Genomic DNA, 16058 nt, shown 5'->3' with positions numbered 1-16058 from the left:
AAGGGGATGAAGTGGTTGATGCCATGCTTCCAGGAAAATCTTCTAAGCTTCAGGTTAGCAGGAATCGTACCCCAAACCGACACAGGTGGTCGGGTAGAGAATACCAAGGCGCTTGAGAGAACTCGGCTGAAGGAACTAGGCAAAATGGTACCGTAACTTCGGGAGAAGGTACGCTCCTGTTGGTGACGAGACTTGCTCTCAGAGCTGACGGGAGTCGCAGATACCAGGTGGCTGCAACTGTTTATCAAAAACACAGCACTGTGCAAAATCGCAAGATGACGTATACGGTGTGACGCCTGCCCGGTGCCGGAAGGTTAATTGATTGGGTTATCTTCGGAGAAGCTCATGATCGAAGCCCCGGTAAACGGCGGCCGTAACTATAACGGTCCTAAGGTAGCGAAATTCCTTGTCGGGTAAGTTCCGACCTGCACGAATGGCGTAATGATGGCCACGCTGTCTCCAGCCGAGACTCAGTGAAGTTGAAATTGCGGTGAAGATGCCGTATACCCGCGGCTAGACGGAAAGACCCCGTGAACCTTTACTATAGCTTGGCACTGAACATTGACCCTACATGTGTAGGATAGGTGGGAGACTATGAAGATGAGACGCCAGTCTTGTTGGAGTCAACCTTGAAATACCACCCTTGTAGTGTTGATGTTCTAACCTGGGCCCCTAATCGGGGTTAGGGACAGTGCCTGGTGGGTAGTTTGACTGGGGCGGTCTCCTCCCAAAGAGTAACGGAGGAGCACGAAGGTTGGCTAAGTACGGTCGGACATCGTACGGTTAGTGTAATGGCATAAGCCAGCTTAACTGCGAGACAGACACGTCGAGCAGGTGCGAAAGCAGGTCATAGTGATCCGGTGGTTCTGAATGGAAGGGCCATCGCTCAACGGATAAAAGGTACTCCGGGGATAACAGGCTGATACCGCCCAAGAGTTCATATCGACGGCGGTGTTTGGCACCTCGATGTCGGCTCATCACATCCTGGGGCTGAAGTCGGTCCCAAGGGTATGGCTGTTCGCCATTTAAAGTGGTACGCGAGCTGGGTTCAGAACGTCGTGAGACAGTTCGGTCCCTATCTGCCGTGGGCGTTGGATGATTGAGGGGAGCTGCTCCTAGTACGAGAGGACCGGAGTGGACGAACCGCTGGTGTTCGGGTTGTCATGCCAATGGCATTGCCCGGTAGCTACGTTCGGAATCGATAACCGCTGAAAGCATCTAAGCGGGAAGCGAGCCCCAAGATGAGTCATCCCTAGGGCCTAGAGCCCTCTGAAGAGCCGTTCGAGACCAGGACGTTGATAGGCAGGGTGTGTAAGCGTTGCGAGGCGTTGAGCTAACCTGTACTAATGACTCGAGAGGCTTAACCATACAACCCAGATGGGTTTTACGGACTTGAAGAAGTCGGATACTTGATTGAAGTTTGAACTCAGGCTCTGAAAAGAGCACAGCCAAGAATACCGGTCGCTTAGCTCAGCCGGGAGAGCACCTCCCTTACAAGGAGGGGGTCACTGGTTCGATCCCAGTAGCGACCACCACATTTCAAAGCAACAGCTTTCTGAATTTAGGAATGAATTTATCAAATACATCCCTGTATTTGACCCTAACGGGCCGCGCTAAAGCGCGTTTAAAATTTGTTCCATACAATTTTATGTCTGGTGACAATAGCATTGTGGTCCCACCTGATCCCATCCCGAACTCAGAAGTGAAACGCAATCGCGCCGATGGTAGTGTGGGGTCTCCCCATGTGAGAGTAGGTCATCGCCAGACGCCTAACAAACAGAAAAGCCCTAGCTAAATGCTAGGGCTTTTCTGTTTGTCTCGCTTCCAGCGAGAACGACTTAACATGCAGCCCAAAGCTGCTTACGCAGTGCGGTCCCCTCAGCTCGCAGCCAAGCTGCTTCGCGCTACAGCCATCTATCAAGCTGTGCTTGATGAGCAGATGTCTTTCGCCCCCATGTGAGATATGGCTCGACCCGTTTGTCTGGTCAGATTCATCCAGTCTCTGAAGCACAGAGATTTCACCCGACCAGTATCCTCAATGAAGGTATTCCAGGCTCGGGATACTTGCTCAACAATTTGCTCGTAGCAATCGAATACTCGGTTGGAAAGACAGTGTTGTCTGAGCCATTGCCAAACTTGCTCCATTGGGTTCAGCTCTGGAGAATAGGCGGGTAACTTAATCAAAGTGAGACTTGAGAAAGGTATTACGGTATCCATAGTATGCTAGCCTGTGCCATCAACGATGACCACTGTTGGGGGGATTTGGGATATCTGAATCTGAAAGATAGGGATAATAAGAAAGCCAGCTTAGGCGGCTGGCTTAGGGGTTAGTTTGAAAACTCTGTAAGGATTTTATCAAGAACCGGTTGGTTGGCATCCGGGAAAGTATATTCCTGGAGTTTATCCAAGTGCACCCATTCGACTTCCTGTCCTTCTACGCCATAGGCATTGCCGCTGAATTCAGTGACCAGGTGAATATCCAGTAACACCTGCTTATCTGGATAGTCATAAGACAACAGCATAAAAGGGGTAGAGGCGGCTATGTTAAGCCCGACTTCTTCCGCCAGTTCTCTGGCTAAAGCTTGGGTGACGGTTTCGCCGGTTTCGACTTTACCTCCTGGAAATTCCCATTTTCCTCCCTGGTGCAGATGCCCATGACGCTTGGCCAATAGGATCTGCTTGCCGGATTTAATGATACCGACCGCTACATGTACTCTTTTTGTCATTACTGATCCTTGAAGAAATTACCTTCATCGTAGCCCAGTTCATCCAGCAGTTGTTCATCAAACTCTGGCTTGACCGGGATGGCATGTTTTTCCGAGGCCCAATCACCGAGATCGATGAGTTTACAGCGCTCGCTACAGAAGGGCTTGAATTTGGATTCGGGGGCCCATTCCACCTCTTTTTGACAGGTGGGGCACTTAACAGTGATAGGCATTTTTGTATCTCTTGGGCTAACTGATGGCGCCCATGGTAAAGAGTTTAGCCGCAGGTCGCCAGTAGGAATTTGACGGTTTTGTCGGAATGCTTTTGTTGTTCGAACTGCACAAAATGAATGGCAAAGCGGTTTCTGTGACCACTAATGGTGGGGTAGCAGCCTTGCTCTGCATCCAGCTTGACTCTGACCAGCGACAAGCTTTGTTGGCTGTCGCCTTGGTAAAAGCCGGCATGGGCTACAGCATCACGATATTCACAGCTCATACGGGTAAGTTGCAACAGCAGACTGATGGGCTGTAGTAGGCTGCTGAAGTGACTGGTCCATTGGAGGTACTCCTGACAGCGTTCTTCCCAAGGCTTAGCCAGCCAAAAGTGAAGTTGTGGCAGATCGAAGTTACAGCAAGCACCAGGCATGCTGAATCTTTGTCTGAGCGCCGATATGAATCTGTCTTGCTTAAGCTGACTGCCGGGGCGCTGTGGACGTTGCAGTTCTTCTCTGGCATGGGAGAATTGCTCGAGATAGTACTGGAGTTGCTGCTGGTCTACATCGTCCTGCTGTTGCCAGCTTTGCAGTTGGATTAATTGGCGGTCGATATCTTTGATGACTTCGCTGCGGTAATCACAGCGTTCGGTGAGTTCACAGAGGGAGAATAGTGGGTAGAAGCATCTATGTTGATGATCTTGCTGGAGGTTATTGTCCAATTGACGGGCGAGATATTCCAGACGCAAATAGCTGCGGATCTTTTCATTTAACGGCTGTTCGAATATCAGTTCTGTCGTGTTCATGGGTGTATAGGATCTGCCAGCTGTAAGTATTTATTATGCAGCGCCAGTACTTGAGCTTGTAGCGCGGTGATTTCTCCCTGATTGTCAATCACATCATCAGCCTTGTTGAGTCGGCTATTGCGGTCGCTCTGGCTATTGATAATGTTTTGAACCTGTTCCTTAGACACCTTGTCCCGCTCAATAGTTCGCTGTAACTGTAATTTTGGTGAAATATCTACCACCAGAGTGCGATTCACCAGTTTATCCAGGCCATTCTCAAAAAGCAGAGGCACCACCATGATGACATAAGGGGAGTTTGCCGCCTTAACCTGTGCCAACATGCGAGAACGTATCATGGGATGCAACAGGGCATTGAGCCATTCCCTGTCTTCCGGATGATGAAATATCTGTTCCCTCAGCGCCGCTCTATTCAGATTGCCTTCGGGTGTCAGCATCTGAGGGCCAAATTTCTCACCAATTTGCCTGAGGCCATCTGAGTCTTTGGCTACTACCTCTCTGGCAATGATATCGGCATCGACCAAGACAATTCCCTGCTCGGCAAACAGATTGGCGACCGTAGTTTTGCCGCTGCCGATACCGCCGGTGAGCCCTACAATAAATTCGGCCATTTAGAGTGTTCCCAAATACCAGTCGACAATCTGTTGCCCCCACACCAAAGCGACCCAACCTGCGATAGCAATATAAGGGCCAAAGGGGATAGGGTTACCCCGATTAAGGTTCTTGAACAGAATAAGTAAAACGCCTACTAGGGCACCGACCAGAGAAGAGAGCAGAATAATTAGAGGTAACATCTGCCAGCCAAGCCAGGCGCCAAACAATGCCATCAGCTTGAAATCGCCATAGCCCATGCCTTCCTTGCCGGTGAGCAGTTTAAATAGCCAGTAGACCGACCAGAGGCTTAAATAGCCGGCAGCGGCCCCTATGGTGGCATCGGTCAGATTAGTAAAGGTGCCCGAGATATTAACCAGTAAACCAAGCCACAGTAGCGGCAGGGTAATCTGATCCGGCAGCAGCATTTCATCCAAATCTATCCCGCTGAGGGCTATCAATCCAAAGGTGAGAATAGTGGCGTAAACAAACTGCAGTGTCGGGCCAAAATACCAACCGAGAGTACTGATAAGCAGGGCGGTCAGTAGCTCAAATATCGGGTATCTCGCTGAAATAGCTGTGTTGCAGGAGGCGCATTTACCGCCAAGCAACAAATAGCCGATTATGGGGAGGTTGTGCCAGGGTTTGATATGGGCGCCACACTTGGGGCAGGCAGACTTCGGCAGTATCAGATTGTACTTGGCCGGGTAGTTATCTATCGGTGCATTAAGCTTGGCTTCACCCAGCTGTTTGGCGAATTCGGGTTGATATTCCTGCAGGTATTGATTGCATTCCTGCTGCCATTCGCGCTTCATCATTACCGGCAGGCGGTGGATTACCACATTGAGAAAGCTACCTATTACTGAGGCAAACAAAAAACAGAGAACAAGAAAGAGCCACTGGTTGTGGCTCAATACGGCAATAAATTCTGACATGCGATATTAAGCGACCCTAAAAACAGTTAAGTGTTGGTTTTATTATTACATTTCGGCGAATAGCCAGCCTTAACCTACCACTTTACCCAAGTTGAAGATAGGTAGATACATGCCGACGATAAGCCCGCCGACTATAGTGCCGATAACTACCATCATAATAGGTTCTATCAGGCTGGAAAGGCCATCTACGGCATCGTCTACCTGCATCTCATAGATATTGGCGACTTTGTTGAGCATGTTGTCCAATGAGCCGGATTCTTCACCTATCATCACCATCTGGATCAACATATCGGGAAAAAGCTTGGTGGTGCGCATGGCAACATTCATCTGCATCCCGGCCATTACTTCGGTGCGCACATTTAATAGCGCCTTACGGTAAACATAATTACCGGAGGCGCCGGCGGCAGACTCCAGGCCATCAATCAGCGGCACCCCGGCGGCAAAAGTGGTGGCCAGAGTGCGGGCAAAACGGGCCATAGCACCTTTATGTAAGATATCTCCTATCGCGGGGATCTTAAGCACCATTTCGTCGATACGGTTACGGAAGTGCTCTGAATTGCGGTGAGCACGGACAAACAGCCAGACACTGATAACGATACCAGCTAGAAATAGATACCAGGTACTCTGAAGGCCGCGGCTGATATTGACAATTAATTGGGTAAAGGCAGGCAGTTCGGCGCCAAAACCCGCGAAAATACTTTCGAATTGTGGGACTACGACTACTAATAGCAAAGCTGTTACCGCCATAGCGACAATAACCACAGCAGCGGGATAGAACATGGCTTTTTTGATCTTGGATTTTAATGCTTCGGATTTTTCCTTGTAAGTGGCGATACGGTCGAATACGGCGTCCAAAGAACCTGAATGTTCACCGGCGGCAACCAAGTCGACATAGAGGTCGTCAAAATAGATTCTGTGAGGGCGGAGGGCATCGGAGAGTGGAATACCGGCTTGGATATCGGCCAGTACAGTGCCGAGTAGAGTACGAACCTTATTTTTTTCATGGCCGCGAGCGATCAACTCAATAGTTGTTACCAGTGGTACGCCGGCAGCCAGCATAGTAGCTATCTGACGGGTGATCACTGCGATATCCATCGGCTTAATCTTTTTATCGCCAAACATGGACGCTGATTTTTTACGTACCGTCTTGGGGTTAATCCCCTGGCCCTTAAGCAGGTTTTTTACTTCGGTGATACTGGTGCCGCGCAGTTCGCCGGAGCTGAGTTTGCCGTCACGATTGAGTCCCTTCCAGGTAAAGGTGTGGATCTTGGGTTGAGCTTTGGCGCCTTTGTTTTTGGCTTTATTGTTTTTTGCTGGTGCCGTTGCGGTTGCCATAATTGTTCCTTGCAATATGCTTATTTGCTCGCCTGCAGTTAATTTTAGCCAGACTCGCGGGAGGTTGCCTGTTAACTGGTTCTCTGGTTGTTATCTATTTGGCTGGTCCCAGAGTTGTATCACTTCGCCGGACCTCCAATAGGCATAATAATTCAATCAGTAGCTGGTGACACGGTTCACTTCGGCGATACTGGTGACGCCTTGAATCACTTTTAAAAGGCCGGAAAGGCGCAGATCGCGCATCCCTTGCTGTTTGGCGGTGGTGGCAATCTGCAGCGAATTACCGCCCTCCATAATGGTTCTGGCGATTTCATCGGACATCTTCATTACCTCATAGATACCGACCCGGCCCTTGTAGCCACCGGAGCAGAATTCGCAGCCGCAGGGCTTATATGGGGTAAATCCTGCGTCTATCTGCTGCTGACTGAAGCCAAGTTGCAGCAGTTCATGCTCGGGAATATCTTCCGGTTGGCGGCATTCGGGGCAGAGGCGGCGGGCCAGGCGCTGGGCAATAATCAGGTTGACAGAGCTGGCAATGTTATAACCTGGTACCCCCATATTGAGCAGGCGGGTGAGAGTCTCGGCCGAGGAGTTGGTATGCAGGGTTGAGAGTACCAAGTGGCCGGTTTGCGCCGCCTTGATGGCGATTTCGGCGGTTTCCAGGTCGCGAATTTCCCCCACCATCACCACATCCGGGTCCTGACGTAAAAAAGAGCGCAGCGCCGAGGCGAAGGTTAGCCCTGCCTTGGGGTTGATATGTACCTGGTTGACCCCTTCCAGGTTGATCTCCACTGGGTCTTCGGCGGTGCTGATATTGCGCTCTTCGGTATTGAGTATATTGAGGCCGGTATAGAGGGAAACGGTTTTACCAGAGCCGGTAGGGCCTGTTACCAAGATCATTCCCTGGGGCCTTGCCAGCATCTCCAGATAGGCTTGTTTTTGGTCTTCCTCATAGCCGAGTTTTTCGATTCCTAATTGCGCGGAAGAGGAGTCGAGGATCCGCATCACTATCTTTTCACCCCAGAGGGTGGGCAGGGTACTGACCCGGAAATCGATACTCTTGTTGCGCGACAGCCTCATCTTGATGCGGCCATCCTGGGGTACTCGGCGCTCGGCGATATCCAGTTTGGACATTACCTTCAAGCGGGCAGAGATACGGCCTGAGAGAGAAATGGGGGGCTCAGATACTTCGTGGAGGATGCCATCGATACGAAAACGGATGCGGTAGCGTTTCTCGTAGGGCTCGAAATGAAGATCCGATGCGCCCTTGCGGATGGCATCGGTCAAAATCTTATTGATATAGATGACGATAGGAGCATCGTCTTTGCCTTCATTCTCTTCCTGCTGACGCTTGTCAGCATCCGTGACTTCGATACCGGAGAGGGATTCCTCATCCAAACCATCGAGGTCCAATGAACTCAAGTCCTCTTCAAGCACTTTTTCTAGTGCTTTACTGAGTTTATCTTCCTCTACCAGTATCGCCTCGGCATGGAGGCCGGCGCTGAACTGAAAATCTTCCAGAGCGGCAATATTGGTGGGGTCTGAGGTGGCGATATAGAGGCGGTTGCCACGTTTGAATAACGGCAGGCAGCGGTGCTTGTCGATTAGCTTTTTATTGAGAAACTCTTCCGGGATACTGCTTAAATCAAACTCATTGAGATCCAGCAGCGGGGTGCCATACTCTTCATAACAGAGCTCAGCGATAGTGCGGGCGGATAAAAGTTGACTGGTCACCAGAGTGGTGACCAGTGTTTGTTTGTTCTTTTGCGACTGCTTAATGGCATCCGAAAGGCTACCCTCATTGAGTAGCCCTTTACGGATAAACAGAGTGGACAATCCTAAATGTAACCCAGAAGTAGGCATGCCTATCTCATCTGTTCCCAATAATAATCAGCTTATTAACTGTTATTAAATTCCTGCACCTTTTTTACAGATCGCTAAATCATCATCTGTACCGGTTGCGCCTTTAGCCATTGCAAAGCTTAAGCCAGGAGTAGTTGCAGTAGGGGCTGCGAATGTTGCTGTCAGAACACACTTTGGTTCAGTCCATACTAAAGTACCAGTTGCACCCTGTGCAAAAGTTATTGTTGTGCTTAACTTGGCATTCCCACCGACCTCTTTGTCAATAGTGTCGCATCCAATACCTGTTTCAATACAAGTTTGAACCTTTTGCGTAAATGCTGTGATGCCTTTCATAGCCGCGCCACCTTGTGCAGAAGTGACATAGTCTTTGTAAGCCGGCAGTGCGATTGCTGCGAGAATACCGATAATGGCTACTACGATCATCAGTTCGATCAGGGTGAAACCCTGAGCGCGTTTGTTAAGTTTGATACCTTTCATTTGCTTTCTCCATCGTTGCCGTCTTGAGCGAATCGGTAACTTAGTCCCTGTTACTCTTATTCCTACCAGCCTGAAACCTGTTCAGTTGTGTTGCTGGCGATTCCAGCTCGGGTGGCTTTATGCCCCAGAGCGTGTTGGATCAGACTCAATCAGTTCAGCAAAACCATTTAAGTTTATCGTATGTCGTTCCGGCAAACCGCACCTCAAGGAACTGAGTATTTACTCAAAGCATGTATTTTACAGTTGTAACTGCGTTATGCCATAAACAAATATCAGTTTGGGTGGTTACCTTGTCGGTGAGGTTGGCCAAAAACGGCCATCTCGCCTGCCATAAAAGTTAGTATAAAGTTACTGAAAATGGAATCCACAATCGGTAAAAAGCAGCGTAAATTTCGGAAAAAAATCAAAAATGTTACTGATCACCAAGTTTTACCGGCAACAGTATTTTGACAGTTACTGAAATAAGTGTCAGGGAAGTGGCGTTGTCAAAAAAATATACAATTTCATCATTTGCTTAAATACAATTGTTGCAGTTTTGTTTCTTGGTGATTGGGTGGGTTGTGAGCAAGAATTTACCTGTTTGCAACCGGTATCAGGACTGGCCAAGCAGCTGATTGAGAGCATCATTGACAGATGCTTACTGACACACTGCTAAATGGTTGTTATAGGCTTTTGAATTTAAATGACTTTCAATATGTTGATGATGCCGGTCTGGCAAAGCACACCTTGGTACGACTTCTTGGAACTTATCGATTGGCGCCAAGTACTTTCGGCTTGCTTCAGCTGCAGGTTTAACCGCTATCCGTTGGGCCCTGGCTGGAAAGGCATACCCATAGATATCAGGGTATGCCTAAAAGAGGTTATCAGCCCTTGAGGCGCATGGAGAGATCCATGGCTCGCACATGCTTGGTCAGAGCTCCGACCGAGATATAGTCGACTCCGGTTTGGGCGAAAGCCGCTATGGTTTCCAGCGTGACATCGCCGGAGACTTCGAGTTTGGCGCCAAGCCCTTTGGCCTTGAAACCGTTATTGAGCTCAACTGCCTGCAGCATCATGGTGACATCGAAGTTGTCCAACATGACTATGTCGGCGCCGGCTTCCAGTGCCTGAGCCAGTTCTTCCAGATTCTCTACTTCTACTTCCACAGGTTTTTCGGGGCGTAGCTCACGGGCGGCGGAGATGGCATTGGCGATACTGCCACAGGCCATAATATGATTTTCTTTGATCAGGAAGGCATCGAACAAACCGATACGGTGGTTTTTGCCGCCGCCGCAGGTGACGGCATATTTCTGCGCTGTGCGCAGGCCGGGAAGCGTCTTGCGGGTATCGAGCAAGCGGCACTGGGTGCCAACCAGTTTGTCGCAGTAGACTTTGGTCAGGCTGGCTACCCCTGAGAGGGTTTGAATAAAGTTCATCATGGTGCGCTCGCCGGTGAGCAACAGGCGCGCCGGGCCGGAGAGTTCACACAGCAGCTGATTGGGCAGCACAAGGTCGCCATCATCCACATGCCAGTGCAACGCCACTTCACCTCCGAGCTGATTGAATACCTGCTCGGCCCAGGCCTTACCGCAAAAGACACCTTCTTCGCGGGTAATAAGGGTGGCTTCGGCGTGTTTATCTTCGGGGATCAACAGGGCGGTGATATCGCCCTCGGAGGCCTTTTGGTGGCCAAGGTCTTCGTCCAGTGCGACTTTGACACTGACCCTGATATCATTTTCGAGCATGATGCGCGTCCTTGATTGACTCGGGATTATTGGGGAAATTTATGCTGCTAGATTAGCATAATAAGGGGCGCTGCTGGTATTGTGTTGGAGTCACATTTGGCCGTGGCTAGGCTCGAAGTTATTTTGAGCCAATGTGACTACAGCCAAGGTGCTGCTGTATGTATGGTTATCAGAGTCAGGGGAGTGAGCATTTGGCGCAAAAGCTATGGGTTGAAGGCTGGTATAAAGAGGCTGAGCCCAGCCCTTCACCTCACTTTAATCACAGGCCCGATGGCGAGGTGAGCCTTTTGGTAATCCATAATATCAGTCTGCCGGCCGGCCGCTTTGGTTTGCCTTATATAGAGCAGCTATTTTTGGGTACTCTGGACATTGAGGCCGATGCCAGTTTCGCTGGGCTGAAAGGACTGGAAGTTTCGGCACATTTTCTGATTCGCCGTGATGGTGAGTTGCGCCAATTTGTTTCTGTGGATCAGCGCGCCTGGCATGCCGGGGTATCGAACTTTGAAGGTCGCAGCGGCTGCAATGATTTTGCCGTTGGCATAGAGCTGGAGGGCACAGATGATTCCGGCTTTACCGAAGAGCAGTATCATAAACTTATTACCCTGACCCAGAGTTTGCAGCAGGCTTACCCGGATATCACCAAAGAGAGAATAGTGGGTCACAGCGATATCGCGCCGGGGCGCAAGACAGACCCTGGCCCGGGATTTGATTGGCAAAGATATTTACAGGCGTTGTGACTGGTGTAGCTCTGTTATGGCCGCAGGCCTCAAGATAGCAAGGAGAAGAAAAGATGGCACTGTTTTCCCTGTTGGTCGCAATTATTGTTGAACGTTTGAAGCTCTTGCCTGCCCGCTGGCAGTTGGACAGTGGGCTGCGCTGGTATCAAAAGCAGATGTTTACCGACAGCCAGTTGGGTACTGTGGGCGGTATGATACTGGCGCTGCTATTGCCTGCCGTGACAGTGGCAGTGGCACTATGGGTAGTGAATGGATGGTTCTGGGGTTTGCCTTCGCTGCTGTTGTGGGTAGCGCTGGCGGTAGTGTGTTTTTCCCATCAGCATCAAAGACGCCTGTTTAAGCGTTATGTGCAGGCTGCCTGCCGTGGTGATGTGCAGGCCAGTTTTCATTTTGCCGGTGAGCTGGATTGCAGTGAGTGCCTGGATGCGGTCAGCGAGCGTGAGTTGGGCAGCCGGGTGGGGCAGAGCGTAGCCTGGCTCAACTATCGCTATTATGGCGCCGTGGCGCTGTTCCTTATCTTGTTTGGTCCTGTAGGCGCCGTGTTTTATTGCAGCGTGCGTTTTTTTGATGAAAGGCGTCAGCGCCTGGGCAAAGAGTGGCCCGTGGTACATACCCTGCTGTATTGGCTCGACTGGTTGCCGGCACGGATAATAGGTTTTGGCTATGTGCTGTGCGGCCATTTCAGTAATGCTTTTCCCCGTTGGTGCCAACTGGCGTTGAGTCTGGACTCTAAGCCGAGAGAAATAGTGACAGAAGTGGCCCTGGCCGCCGAAACCCTGCCGGAAGATGAAGATGTGCCGGTTTCAGTACAATCTACCTTGGCGCTGCTGGCTCTCAGTAAGCGCAACTCGACCTTGCTGATCACTATTTTGTCGCTGTTGACCATCTTTGGTCTGGTCAGTTAAACAAGCGCTGAACCGGCTTGGGCGCTTTGACAAGGCAAACATTGTTGATAAAGGCGTGTTTGCCGCAACTTTCCTAGGTTGAGCAGCGGTGAAGGAATAGGCAGATTGAGGCTTGTTAATTGGTCTGACCCCAGAAGAAAAAATATAGGCTATGCTCACACATCGTGAGTTGACTTGATGCAGATCACTAACTGGACTTTAAAAGTGTGATTTGATAAAGTGCGCTCACTCGTAGAAATTGGTAAGACCAATTTACAATAGGAGCTGAGGGCCAGATGGCTTATAGCAAAATCAGTCAGCCAAAGATTTCTGACGTCATCATGAATCAGTTGGAACAGATGATCCTTGAAGGCAGCCTACAGCCGGGTCAGAAGTTACCTCCTGAGCGCGAGTTGGCGTTGCAATTTGAAGTCTCCCGCCCCTCACTGCGGGAAGCGATTCAAAAGCTGGAAGCCAAAGGATTACTGCTGCGCCGTCAGGGCGGTGGTACCTACGTCAAAGAACAGTTATGGCAGAGTCTTGCCGATCCCATAGTCGAACTTATGCAGGGTGATCCGGAGAGTCAATACGACTTGCTGGAGTTCCGTCATGCCACCGAAGGCATGATGGCCTATTTTGCCGCCCTGCGCGGAACAGACGCCGATATGCAGAATATCAAGCGGATGATCCAGGAAGTGGAAGACGCCGAGGGTATCGAAGCGCAAGCCGCTGCCATTGTGCATTTTTACCGGGCTGTGGCAGAGGCATCACACAATGTTGCCATGTTGCACCTGGTACTGAGTTTAACTCCTGTGCTGCATCAAAATGTGGCGCAAAACCTGGAGCTTCTGAGCCGTCGCGAAGAAGCTTCTTCCATGGCAAATGAACATAGGCGGGCCCTGTTGGCCGCAATTGTTCGCCGCGATCCCGAAGCCGCGCGTGAAGCATCCAATGACCACTTGAGTTATATCGAGGAAGTCATGTTGTCGGTACGGGAAGAAGATAGCCGGTTGCAGCGTAGCCTGCGCCGTTTGAAGAGCGGCGTGTAGCCCAGGGGCGGCCCAGTGCCCACCTTAGGACGTCGTAATCACTATTAATACAATGTATAGAAGGACAGTGTCATGTCTGAAAATATGCTACAAGACTTGGATCCGTTAGAGACACAGGAATGGGTAGAATCCCTGCAGGCCGTATTGGAGCAGGAAGGTCCCGAACGTGCTCATTACCTGTTGGAAAAGCTGATCGAAAAGGCTCGCCGTAACGGTACTCACCTGCCTTACACTGCCACTACTGCTTACCTGAATACCATTCCTGCCGGGCAAGAACCTCATATGCCGGGCAACCAGGAGATGGAACGTCGCATTCGCGCCATTGTGCGTTGGAACGCGTTGGCCATGGTACTGCGTGGTTCCAAGAAAGATCTGGAGCTTGGTGGTCATATTTCCAGTTTCTCATCCAGTGCCACTATCTATGATGTGTGCTTTAACCACTTCTTCCGTGCTCCCAACGAGAAAGATGGCGGCGACCTGGTTTACTTCCAGGGCCACATTGCCCCCGGCATCTATGCCCGCTCTTTCCTCGAAGGTCGTCTGAGCGAAGAACAGCTGGCCAACTTCCGTCAGGAAGTGGATGGCAAAGGCCTGTCCTCCTATCCGCATCCCAAGTTGATGCCTGACTACTGGCAGTTCCCTACGGTTTCCATGGGGCTGGGTCCTATCCAGGCCATCTATCAGGCGCGCTTCCTCAAGTACCTGACTGACCGTGGCATTAAGGATTGCTCCGAGCAAACAGTATATTGCTTCCTGGGCGATGGCGAGTGTGACGAGCCGGAAGCACTGGGTGCCATCGGCCTGGCCGCTCGTGAAGAGCTGGATAACCTGGTGTTTATCGTTAACTGTAACCTGCAGCGTCTCGACGGCCCTGTGCGCGGTAACGGCAAGATCATCCAGGAGCTGGAAGGTGAATTCCGCGGCGCCGGTTGGGAAGTGGTCAAGGTTATCTGGGGTCGTTACTGGGATCCATTGCTGGCCCGTGACACCAGCGGCAAGTTGCTGCAACTGATGAACGAAACTGTTGACGGTGAATACCAGAACTGTAAAGCCAAAGGCGGAGCCTGGACCCGTGAACACTTCTTCGGTAAGTATCCTGAAACTGCCGAGATGGTAGCCAACATGTCAGACGATGACATCTGGCGCCTGAACCGCGGTGGTCACGATCCGGTGAAAATTTACGCCGCGCTCGATAAAGCCAAGAAGACCAAGGGTCGCCCAACCGTGATCCTGGCCAAGACAGTCAAGGGCTATGGTCTGGGTGATGCCGGTGAAGGCAAGAACATTGCCCACAACGTCAAGAAGATGGATATTGAAGCCATTCGTCACTTCCGTGACCGCTTCAACATTCCAATCCCTGACGACAAGCTGGAAGAGATCCCCTTCTACCATCCTGGACCGGATTCCGAGGAGGTCAAATACCTCAAGGAACGCCGTGAGGCCCTGATGGGTTATCTGCCTGCCCGTCGGCAGAAATTCAGCGAAGAGCTGCAGGTGCCTTCACTGAAGATTTTCGATGCGATTCTCAAAGGCTCCAACGGCCGTGAGATCTCTTCTACCATGGCCTTTGTGCGGGTATTGACCGCCTTGCTGAAAGACAAGGGCATAGGTAAGAAGATAGTACCTATCATCCCGGATGAGGCCCGTACCTTTGGTATGGAAGGTCTGTTCCGTCAAGTGGGTATTTACGCTCACGAAGGCCAGAAATATGTGCCTCAGGATGCGGATCAGGTTGCTTACTATCGTGAGGACAAGTCCGGTCAGGTACTGCAGGAAGGGATTAACGAACTGGGCGCCATGTCCTCTTGGGTATCGGCTGCGACCAGCTACTCGGTCAATGATACGCCGATGATCCCTTTCTATATCTATTACTCCATGTTCGGTTTCCAGCGGATCGGCGATCTGGCTTGGGCCGCCGGCGACATGCGCGCCCGTGGCTTCCTGGTAGGTGGTACTTCCGGCCGGACTACGCTGAACGGCGAAGGTTTGCAGCACCAGGATGGTCACAGCCATATTCTGGCCAACACCATTCCTAACTGCATCAGCTATGACCCAACCTATGGTTATGAAATTGCCGTTATCGTTCAGGATGGTATTCGCCGCATGTATGGCGAAGATCAGGAAGATATCTTCTACTACCTGACCACAATGAACGAGAACTATGTTCAGCCTGAAATGCCACAAGGCGTGGAAGAGGGCATAGTCAAGGGTATCTACAAGTTGGAAAGCGTTGCCGGTTCCGGTAAAGGCAAAGTCCAGCTGATGGGTTGCGGCACTATCCTCGAGCAAGTGCGCAAGGCGGCACAGGCGCTGGCGAAAGACTTCGGTATCAGCACTGATGTGTTCAGCGTTACCAGCTTCAACGAACTGGCGCGTGATGGCCAGGCGGTTGAGCGCTGGAACATGCTGCACCCAACAGAAACCGCCAAGGTACCTTATGTGAGCACAGTGCTGGCCAAAGATGCGCCTGCCATTGTCGCGACCGATTACATGAAGATCTACGGCGAACAGCTGCGCGCTTACGTGCCTTGTGACTACAAGGTGCTGGGTACCGACGGTTTCGGCCGCTCTGACAGCCGTGCCAACCTGCGTCACCACTTCGAAGTGGATGCCAAGTTCATCGTGGTTGCTGCGCTCAAGTCGCTGGTGGACCGCAACGAGCTGCCGGTAGATGTTCTGGCCAAGACCATTGCCGAATACGGCATCGACGCCGACAAGATCGACCCACAGCACGCGTAAGAGG

General features: G+C 51.0%; 13 protein-coding genes, 1 tRNA gene, 2 rRNA genes and 1 pseudogene. 7 read left to right on the top strand and 10 right to left on the bottom strand.

Annotation, left to right across the window (positions count from 1 at the left end):
- The 3 genes from ACMHXI_RS08960 to rrf form a co-directional block, all read left to right on the top strand.
- Positions 1 to 1368, top strand: a 23S ribosomal RNA gene (locus tag ACMHXI_RS08960); the annotation flags it as partial.
- Between the two features lie 91 nt (positions 1369 to 1459).
- Positions 1460 to 1535 (top strand) — tRNA-Val (locus ACMHXI_RS08955).
- 116 nt (positions 1536 to 1651) lie between these two features.
- Positions 1652 to 1767: ribosomal RNA gene (rrf, locus tag ACMHXI_RS08950) — 5S ribosomal RNA — on the top strand.
- Between the two features lie 150 nt (positions 1768 to 1917).
- On the opposite strand, the pseudogene ACMHXI_RS08945 reads toward rrf, so the two are convergent.
- The 10 genes and pseudogenes from ACMHXI_RS08945 to nadC form a co-directional block, all read right to left on the bottom strand.
- Positions 1918 to 2250: pseudogene (locus ACMHXI_RS08945) on the bottom strand (transposase); the annotation flags it as partial.
- Between the two features lie 77 nt (positions 2251 to 2327).
- Positions 2328 to 2726, bottom strand: coding sequence for an 8-oxo-dGTP diphosphatase MutT (gene mutT / locus ACMHXI_RS08940; RefSeq protein WP_115389375.1), 399 nt, complete (start codon positions 2724 to 2726; stop codon positions 2328 to 2330).
- Complete coding sequence (yacG, locus tag ACMHXI_RS08935; protein WP_025886789.1) at positions 2726 to 2938, bottom strand: DNA gyrase inhibitor YacG; 213 nt, start codon at positions 2936 to 2938, stop codon at positions 2726 to 2728. The genes mutT and yacG overlap by 1 nt, the downstream gene beginning before the upstream one ends.
- Positions 2939 to 2982: 44 nt before the next feature.
- Positions 2983 to 3723, bottom strand: coding sequence for a cell division protein ZapD (zapD, locus tag ACMHXI_RS08930; protein ID WP_028779562.1), 741 nt, complete (start codon positions 3721 to 3723; stop codon positions 2983 to 2985).
- Positions 3720 to 4331: a dephospho-CoA kinase gene (coaE, locus tag ACMHXI_RS08925; protein ID WP_054744929.1), complete on the bottom strand. Its 612-nt coding sequence runs from the start codon at positions 4329 to 4331 to the stop codon at positions 3720 to 3722. Before coaE ends, zapD begins: the two co-directional genes overlap by 4 nt.
- Positions 4332 to 5246 carry a prepilin peptidase gene (locus ACMHXI_RS08920; protein WP_144164451.1) on the bottom strand — a complete coding sequence of 305 codons (915 nt, stop codon included), beginning with the start codon at positions 5244 to 5246 and terminating at the stop codon, positions 4332 to 4334. It abuts the gene before it with no gap.
- Positions 5247 to 5315: 69 nt separating this feature from the next.
- Positions 5316 to 6581, bottom strand: a complete 1266-nt coding sequence (locus ACMHXI_RS08915; RefSeq protein WP_413734707.1) for a type II secretion system F family protein — start codon at positions 6579 to 6581, stop codon at positions 5316 to 5318.
- Positions 6582 to 6737: 156 nt separating this feature from the next.
- Entirely contained in the window at positions 6738 to 8444 is a 1707-nt protein-coding gene (pilB, locus tag ACMHXI_RS08910) for a type IV-A pilus assembly ATPase PilB (protein ID WP_413734705.1), read from the bottom strand.
- Between the two features lie 45 nt (positions 8445 to 8489).
- The gene (locus ACMHXI_RS08905; protein ID WP_144159904.1) at positions 8490 to 8921 is read right to left on the bottom strand and encodes a prepilin-type N-terminal cleavage/methylation domain-containing protein; all 432 of its coding nucleotides are present in this window, start codon (positions 8919 to 8921) and stop codon (positions 8490 to 8492) included.
- A gap of 863 nt (positions 8922 to 9784) precedes the next feature.
- Positions 9785 to 10645, bottom strand: coding sequence for a carboxylating nicotinate-nucleotide diphosphorylase (gene nadC / locus ACMHXI_RS08900; RefSeq protein ID WP_413734703.1), 861 nt, complete (start codon positions 10643 to 10645; stop codon positions 9785 to 9787).
- 158 nt (positions 10646 to 10803) lie between these two features.
- Between nadC and ampD the strand changes: the two genes are divergently transcribed.
- From ampD to aceE, 4 genes are all read left to right on the top strand, one after another.
- The gene (gene ampD / locus ACMHXI_RS08895) at positions 10804 to 11382 is read left to right on the top strand and encodes a 1,6-anhydro-N-acetylmuramyl-L-alanine amidase AmpD (protein ID WP_208133942.1); all 579 of its coding nucleotides are present in this window, start codon (positions 10804 to 10806) and stop codon (positions 11380 to 11382) included.
- 53 nt (positions 11383 to 11435) lie between these two features.
- The gene (ampE, locus tag ACMHXI_RS08890) at positions 11436 to 12287 is read left to right on the top strand and encodes a beta-lactamase regulator AmpE (protein WP_413734701.1); all 852 of its coding nucleotides are present in this window, start codon (positions 11436 to 11438) and stop codon (positions 12285 to 12287) included.
- A 275-nt stretch (positions 12288 to 12562) separates the two neighbouring features.
- Positions 12563 to 13315: a pyruvate dehydrogenase complex transcriptional repressor PdhR gene (gene pdhR / locus ACMHXI_RS08885; RefSeq protein ID WP_025886793.1), complete on the top strand. Its 753-nt coding sequence runs from the start codon at positions 12563 to 12565 to the stop codon at positions 13313 to 13315.
- 72 nt (positions 13316 to 13387) lie between these two features.
- Complete coding sequence (aceE, locus tag ACMHXI_RS08880; protein ID WP_044733568.1) at positions 13388 to 16054, top strand: pyruvate dehydrogenase (acetyl-transferring), homodimeric type; 2667 nt, start codon at positions 13388 to 13390, stop codon at positions 16052 to 16054.
- Positions 16055 to 16058: the final 4 nt, after the last annotated feature.

It is taken from the genome of Shewanella sp. BJSY2023SW005 (assembly GCF_047314585.1).
Lineage (GTDB): Bacteria > Pseudomonadota > Gammaproteobacteria > Enterobacterales > Shewanellaceae > Shewanella > Shewanella algae.
The sequence above is the reverse complement of the archived record's forward strand: the minus strand, read 5'-3'. Positions and strand labels throughout refer to the sequence as shown.

Coding starts and splice junctions, on each gene's coding strand:
- mutT (WP_115389375.1), bottom strand. CDS start 2,726: ATGACAAAAAGAGTACATGTAGCGGTCGGTATCATTAAATCCGGCAAG.
- yacG (WP_025886789.1), bottom strand. CDS start 2,938: ATGCCTATCACTGTTAAGTGCCCCACCTGTCAAAAAGAGGTGGAATGG.
- zapD (WP_028779562.1), bottom strand. CDS start 3,723: ATGAACACGACAGAACTGATATTCGAACAGCCGTTAAATGAAAAGATC.
- coaE (WP_054744929.1), bottom strand. CDS start 4,331: ATGGCCGAATTTATTGTAGGGCTCACCGGCGGTATCGGCAGCGGCAAA.
- ACMHXI_RS08920 (WP_144164451.1), bottom strand. CDS start 5,246: ATGTCAGAATTTATTGCCGTATTGAGCCACAACCAGTGGCTCTTTCTT.
- ACMHXI_RS08915 (WP_413734707.1), bottom strand. CDS start 6,581: ATGGCAACCGCAACGGCACCAGCAAAAAACAATAAAGCCAAAAACAAA.
- pilB (WP_413734705.1), bottom strand. CDS start 8,444: ATGCCTACTTCTGGGTTACATTTAGGATTGTCCACTCTGTTTATCCGT.
- ACMHXI_RS08905 (WP_144159904.1), bottom strand. CDS start 8,921: ATGAAAGGTATCAAACTTAACAAACGCGCTCAGGGTTTCACCCTGATC.
- nadC (WP_413734703.1), bottom strand. CDS start 10,645: ATGCTCGAAAATGATATCAGGGTCAGTGTCAAAGTCGCACTGGACGAA.
- ampD (WP_208133942.1), top strand. CDS start 10,804: ATGTATGGTTATCAGAGTCAGGGGAGTGAGCATTTGGCGCAAAAGCTA.
- ampE (WP_413734701.1), top strand. CDS start 11,436: ATGGCACTGTTTTCCCTGTTGGTCGCAATTATTGTTGAACGTTTGAAG.
- pdhR (WP_025886793.1), top strand. CDS start 12,563: ATGGCTTATAGCAAAATCAGTCAGCCAAAGATTTCTGACGTCATCATG.
- aceE (WP_044733568.1), top strand. CDS start 13,388: ATGTCTGAAAATATGCTACAAGACTTGGATCCGTTAGAGACACAGGAA.